Consider the following 5,000-nt stretch of genomic DNA (forward strand, 5'->3'; position numbering starts at 1 on the left):
AAATCCGATCTTCCCTGCCATTCATGAGGGGTACACGTCCTGGCTCGCCCCACAGTGGGACCAGATGCTCAGGTCGCCCGAGCGCAATGAAGTGAACTACATCGCTCACAAGGCAATCCTTGATGCAATCCTGGAACGGGATCCCGCAGCAGCGGAGGAAGCGCTGACAAACCACCTGAAAGCAGCCTGGGAATTCGTGCGCGTTACGTTCGATTGGGGAGAAGAATGACTGCTGCTTTTGACTATATTGTCGTCGGTGGAGGCTCCGGCGGCGCGGTTGCTGCTGCGCGGCTGGTGAACGAAGGAAACGCGCGCGTCCTATTGCTTGAAGCGGGTTACTCTCACCGCCATCCGTTGCTCGACATGCCGCCGGGCATCTTCAAGATGATCAAGGGATCCAAATACATGCGGTACCATAAGACGGTTCCGCAACCACATCTCGACAACCGGATACATGACATACCGCAGGGAAACGTTTTGGGGGGCGGATCCTCAGTCAACGCACAGGTCTATATGCGCGGGCGGCCGGACGACTACGATGGCTGGAACGAGGAGCTGCGGGAAAACAACGACAACCCGGGTTGGGCATGGACCGACGTGTTGCCGCATTTCACCGGGATGGAAGCCAACAACAGACTGTCGGGGGGACTTCACGGAACTTCCGGGGAAGTGAAAGTGTCCGATCCCGGATACATCGACACCATGTCCCGCTGGTTCGTCCAGGCGGTTCAGACCCTCGGCGAGCCCTATAACACCGACTTCAACGGCCCTTCCCAAAGAGGCGTCGGTTTCTATCAATTCACAAACAGGAACGGACGCCGCAGCTCCACGGCCTATGCCTTTCTGGAGCCACTCAAAAAGGACCCGAAGCTCACCCTTAAGCTCCAGGCTTCCGTTGAAAAGGTAATTATCGAGAACGGCCGCGCCGTCGGCGTGATCTACCGTGATCCGACCGGCATGCACACGGTTCGTGCCGAAGGTGAGGTCATTCTGGCGGCAGGCGCCCTGATAACTCCGAAGATCCTCATGCTATCGGGTGTCGGATGCGCCGAACATCTCAAAGGCCACGGCATCAAGGTCGAAGCCTCATTGCCCGGCGTGGGTCAGAACCTGATCGATCATCCCGAAGTGCCGATCACCGCCTACGCCAATGGACCACACGGCTACTATCGCCAGGGTGAAGGCTGGCGCATGCTGTGGAACGGCCTGCAGTTCAAGATTTTTGGCAGTGGCCCTGTGACCTCGGCCGGCGTTGAAGCAGGTGCATTCGTAAACCCGACCTGCCGTGAAAAACCGCCCACAATTCAGGCTTTTTGTGTTCCGATCGTTTATCTGGACCGGGATGCACAGACAGAACTTCAGGACGGGTACGGCGTTACAGTCACGACGGTTGTGGTCAAACCCAAATCGCGCGGTCACGTGAAACTGGCGTCGCAGGATCCGGCACAAATGCCGATCGTATGCCCGAACCTTCTGAAGGAAGAAGAGGACATGAAGGAAATGATCGCCGGTCAGCGGTTCTTTCTGGAGGCCTTCCGTTCCGATCCCCTTGCTTCACATTTGGAAAAGATTGCGATCCCCGATCCAACCGACACATCGGACGCAGCGCTCAGACGGCATTGCAAGAGATTCGTCAAAACAAACTACCATCCGGCAGGGACTGCAAAAATGGGCGCTGACAGCGACGAATTGGCGGTTCTGGACGCACGGATGCGCGTTCGGGGGGTGGATGGTCTTCGAGTATGTGACATGTCGGCGGTCCCGGACATCAATGCCGGCAACACCAACGCACCTGCAATGATGCTCGGATCAAGATGTGCCGAGTTCATTTTGGAAGCATAGCATCCTTCAGCAGGCAGTCACTGTCTTGCACGGTCCAACCACCAACAGCCCGCCGGTTTCCCGGCCGGGCTTTTTTTTATTTGGTTTCGGGAGCAGGATTTGAGCATTTTTGCCCCTTCTGCGTCGGGCTTTGCCCTCCTTACGGGGACCCCGTCATGTTCAAATCTGTGTCCGTTACCAACAAAAAAGCCGCCCTTGGGGCGGCTGTTTGTTGGTTGCGGGAGCAGGATTTGAACCTGCGACCTTCAGGTTATGAGCCTGACGAGCTACCGGGCTGCTCCATCCCGCGTTATTGGTTTTTCACCGTGGTTCCGGGGCCTGTCAGCGTCCGGTTTTCAGCCCTTCATTTTTGTTTTGTTTGTCCTCGGCGCTTTGCGCCTGCGGGCAAACGGGGACTGCTCCACGGTGCCAGCACTCTGGTGCTTTTTAGCTCTGAGGTGCTGGGCTCCGGTTTTCACCGGTGAGAGGTTTCATCGTTGAGAGATTTCATCAAACTGCGTTTTGCAGGCCTGGCAGCGACCTACTCTCCCACACCTTAAGATGCAGTACCATTGGCGCTGGGGAGTTTCACGGCCGAGTTCGGGATGGGATCGGGTGGGGGCTCCCCGCTGGGGCCACCAGGCCGGCGAAGCGCAGTTTGTTGTGAACTGGTCTTTTTTGTATGTCCTCACGGTTGATCGGGCTTCGCCCTAACCTCCGGACGGGGCGCGCAAACATGCGCGGCGGCCGGTCGGCCTTGCGGACCCTTCGGTCCGGGCCCTTTTCCTTGCGGATCTGGAGCCTGAAGGCTTTGAGAACACTGGTCTTTTCTTAATTATTGATCGATTTCGGTTTGGCACGTTCCGGAGCTTTGCTCCGCAAGCGCAAGTGCGCGCCGGCCGGTCAGGCCGCGTGGTTCGCAGGACAGGTCCGTTAGGACCGGTACGTCCGTGAGAACAAAACCGCATGATCTTTTCAAAGCGCTCAAGTAGCCCGAAGGGCGGTAGCGCAAGTAAAGATGAACATTGACTAATGAGAGGATCAAGCCGAACGAGCTATTAGTAAAGCTAAGCTTCATGCGTTGCCGCACTTCCACACGCTTCCTATCGACGTGGTGGTCTTCCACGGCTCTTCAGGGAGAACTTGTTTTGAGGTGGGTTTCCCGCTTAGATGCTTTCAGCGGTTATCCCTTCCGTACATAGCTACCCTGCAATGCGGCTGGCGCCACAACAGGTCCACCAGAGGTACGTCCATCCCGGTCCTCTCGTACTAGGGACAGATCCTCTCAATTCTCCTACACCCACGGCAGATAGGGACCGAACTGTCTCGCGACGTTCTGAACCCAACTCACGTACCACTTTAATTGGCGAACAGCCAAACCCTTGGGACCTGCTCCAGCCCCAGGATGTGATGAGTCGACATCGAGGTGCCAAACAATGCCGTCGATATGGACTCTTGGGCATCATCAGCCTGTTATCCCCGGCGTACCTTTTATCCGTTGAGCGATGGCCCTTCCACGAGGGACCACCGGATCACTATGGCCGACTTTCGTCTCTGCTCGACTTGTCAGTCTCGCAGTCAGGCAGGCTTATGCCATTGCACTCAACGAGCGATTTCCGACCGCTCTGAGCCCACCTTCGCGCGCCTCCGTTACCATTTGGGAGGCGACCGCCCCAGTCAAACTACCCGCCACACACGGTCCCGGATATTGTTGTACCGCGGTTAGATATCCATGACGACAAGGGTGGTATTTCAAGGGTGACTCCACAAGAGCTGGCGCCCTTGTTTCAACGTCTACCACCTATCCTACACATGTCGTGACGAATACCAGTGTGAAGCTGTAGTAAAGGTGCACGGGGTCTTTCCGTCTGACCGCAGGAACCCCGCATCTTCACGGGGAATTCAATTTCACTGAGTCTATGCTGGAGACAGCGGGGAAGTCGTTACGCCATTCGTGCAGGTCGGAACTTACCCGACAAGGAATTTCGCTACCTTAGGACCGTTATAGTTACGGCCGCCGTTTACTGGGGCTTCAATTCGGTGCTTGCACACCTCCTCTTAACCTTCCAGCACCGGGCAGGCGTCAGACCCTATACGTCGCCTTGCGGCTTCGCAGAGCCCTGTGTTTTTGATAAACAGTCGCCACCCCCTGGTCTGTGCCACCCCAATCCGGTTGCCCGAACTGAGGTCTCCCTTCTCGCGAACTTACGGGAGCATTTTGCCGAGTTCCTTCAGCATAGTTCTCTCAAGCGCCTTGGTATTCTCTACCAGTCCACCTGTGTCGGTTTCGGGTACGGTTTATACGGTGGAGCTATTTCCTGGAACACATTCGCTGCACCCCCAATCCAATAAGGAGATACAACACACTGCATCCGTCACTACCACCAAGCTGCAGAATATTAACTGCATTCCCATCGACTACGCCTTTCGGCCTCGCCTTAGGGGCCGGCTAACCCTGCGCCGATTAGCGTTGCGCAGGAACCCTTGGACTTTCGGCGAGAGTGTCTCTCACACTCTTTATCGTTACTCATGTCAGCATTCGCACTTCTGATATCTCCAGGAGCCCTCACGGGTCTCCCTTCGCAGACTTACAGAACGCTCCGCTACCGCGCATCTTAAAGATGCACCCGCAGTTTCGGTGTATGGCTTGAGCCCCGGTACATTTTCGGCGCGGAACCCCTTATTTAGACCAGTGAGCTGTTACGCTTTCTTTAAATGATGGCTGCTTCTAAGCCAACATCCTGGTTGTTTTGGGAGTTCTACATCCTTTCCCACTTAGCCATAACTTAGGGACCTTAACTGGCGGTCAGGGTTGTTTCCCTCTCCACAATGGACGTTAGCACCCACTGTGTGTCTGCCGGATAGTACTTCTCGGTATTCGGAGTTTGGTTAGGATCAGTAAGGCGGTAAGCCCCCATAGCCCATCCAGTGCTCTACCCCCGAGAGTATTCATCCGACGCTCTACCTAAATAGATTTCGCGGAGAACCAGCTATTTCCGAGTTTGATTGGCCTTTCACCCCTAGCCACAGCTCATCCCCGACTTTTTCAACAGGCGTGGGTTCGGTCCTCCAGTGCGTGTTACCGCACCTTCAACCTGGCCATGGCTAGATCACTCGGTTTCGGGTCTAATCCAACGAACTAAAACGCCCTATTCAGACTCGCTTTCGCTGCGCCTACA

Annotated in this window: 2 protein-coding genes, 1 tRNA gene and 2 rRNA genes (1 of these 5 running past the window's edge); 2 read left to right on the forward strand and 3 right to left on the reverse strand. The window is 55.8% G+C overall.

Annotated elements, in window-relative coordinates; genetic code table 11:
* Both K5905_RS19495 and K5905_RS19500 read left to right on the forward strand, forming a co-directional pair.
* Positions 1-229 (forward strand): FCD domain-containing protein (locus K5905_RS19495; RefSeq protein WP_297586788.1); only part of this gene is annotated, 229 nt, incomplete at its 5' end.
* Complete coding sequence (locus K5905_RS19500) at positions 226-1,842, forward strand: GMC family oxidoreductase (RefSeq protein ID WP_297586789.1); 1,617 nt, start codon at positions 226-228, stop codon at positions 1,840-1,842. The genes K5905_RS19495 and K5905_RS19500, both read left to right, overlap by 4 nt.
* A 212-nt stretch (positions 1,843-2,054) precedes the next feature.
* On the opposite strand, the gene K5905_RS19505 is transcribed toward K5905_RS19500, so the two are convergent.
* The 3 genes from K5905_RS19505 to K5905_RS19515 form a co-directional block, all read right to left on the reverse strand.
* Positions 2,055-2,131, reverse strand: a tRNA-Met gene (locus K5905_RS19505).
* Between the two features lie 218 nt (positions 2,132-2,349).
* Positions 2,350-2,464 (reverse strand): 5S ribosomal RNA (gene rrf, locus K5905_RS19510).
* Between the two features lie 394 nt (positions 2,465-2,858).
* Positions 2,859-5,000 (reverse strand): 23S ribosomal RNA (locus tag K5905_RS19515) (it continues 584 nt past the right edge of the window).

Origin of the sequence: Roseibium sp. (assembly GCF_025698965.1) — a bacterium.
GTDB lineage: Bacteria > Pseudomonadota > Alphaproteobacteria > Rhizobiales > Stappiaceae > Roseibium.